Source organism: Lysinibacillus sp. NPDC098008 (genome assembly GCF_044760715.1).
In the GTDB taxonomy this organism is placed as follows: Bacteria; Bacillota; Bacilli; order Bacillales_A; family Planococcaceae; genus Lysinibacillus.
In genome coordinates, this window is the sequence record NZ_JBIWBA010000063.1 from 1 (window position 1) to 1,661 (window position 1,661).

The following is a 1,661-nucleotide window of genomic DNA, read 5'->3' on the forward strand; positions in this document are numbered from 1 at the left end:
CCCGAATTATTCATAGCTAACTGACCTGAGTTCGTTTTGTCATATTTCTTATCACAGACCAAGTTTCTCTGGAATTTAAATGGAGGAATAAATGATTTAGGCCAGTTGATACTTAAAAAATGGGAATTTACCTGTTTTTAGGCAGACTTATCCCTTGGTACGGGTTCGATTTTTTAAAAAAGTGATCTAGTTGGTGGAAAGCTGCTGCACTCTGGTCAGAATGTCTGAAAAGAAGCGCGCATAGACGAAGCTGGACGCTAATTTGAAATGCAGGTAACGACCAGATTTTACAAGTTTACTGGCAACTTTAATTAACCGTGTGCGAATGGTTTGGATTTGAAGCCCATTTTTCGCAGATGGAAACGTTAATGTACGTAACCAATTCGTTAAATTGTAGGCGAGTAAACTGATCATCATGCGTGCTTCGTTCACTTGGAAATCATGGCTTTTCATTTGATCGAATCCGAAGCCATCTTTCGCCTCTTTAATGAAGTTTTCCATTGCGCCACGTTTTTGATAGGACGTGAGAATGGCTTCCGGTGAAAAGGCAGTTTCGCTTAAATTTGTGACGAAAAAGGCATGGGTGAAGAACAGTTCACCTGCTGGGCGTGTAGACTGAATAATGATGCGACGTGACGTATTCCATGAACCAGCCTGATAGATTGACTCCTCCACATAACGTTCGGCTTTTGTGACATCACGGATTTCAGATGTTGGATGTAGTTCTTCCGCAAGTGCTTTCAGTCTGGCGTTCGACTTTAAACGAATGATGTAATAGACCGATTCATCTTCGCAAAGTTTGTATAAGTCGGGTACTGCGAAGCCGCTATCACCACGCACGAGTGTTGTCGTTTCGGGAAAGTTTTCGTTGTAATGATCCAGTAAAGGGCGGACAAATTCCACGACACCGTTTGATGTATACCTATTCCCTGGGCGTAGCTGCGCTTTTAAAAAATCACCGGTGAAGCCGTCAAACGCAACGAGTGGATGAAAGCCGACTGTGCCGTAATGGCTATTGTATGAGGCATTTTCTTGCTTGCCATATGTATCCGCATGAGACGAATCCAGATCAATTAAAAGAGTCGTCGATTGACGTAACTGATGCACCCGGTCCAGTAGTTCTTGATTCGCCGCTTGAAGTTGTTGGAGTGCCTGTTTGTCAAAGCGTTTGAAAAATCGAGATAAAGATGGCTGAGATGCAAGTGCTGGTTTTCCAAGTACACGCGTGAAAACTGGATCGTGCGTTAATGTATCCGCTGCGTCATCCTCGTGATAGCCTGCGATGAGCTGATATATTTTTTGACGAAGAAGTTCCATATTGTCATGGATACAGTAAGAACGCTCATCTTTTAAGTGAAGGTGTTTGGCGATTGTTTTGGAAAAGCCGATTTTTTCATCGAACTCACGGAAGATAAATTGGCCTGTATCAGAAGAAAGCTCACCTCCATCGTGAGTTAATTTCAGTTGGTGATTGAAATGAAGTGTTGTTTGCGGTAATCTAATCATGAGAAGAATCCTTTCTTTTGGTTAGTTCTTGGTCGATTTAACCTTAACAGAAATGGATTCTTTTTTCATTTTTTTAGTGAAAAAGAGAATCCCACAGGAAAGGCGATAAATCGCCTTTCCTGTGGGATTTTGTATTTGGGTGTGAATAATTAGGG

1 protein-coding gene is annotated in these 1,661 nt (G+C 42.0%); it reads right to left on the reverse strand.

Annotated features, from left to right (window positions below):
• Nucleotides 1–186: 186 nt before the first annotated feature.
• A complete protein-coding gene (locus ACIQVU_RS20205) occupies nt 187–1,506 on the reverse strand; it encodes an IS1380 family transposase (protein WP_340804206.1) in 1,320 nt (439 codons plus the stop codon).
• Nucleotides 1,507–1,661: the final 155 nt, after the last annotated feature.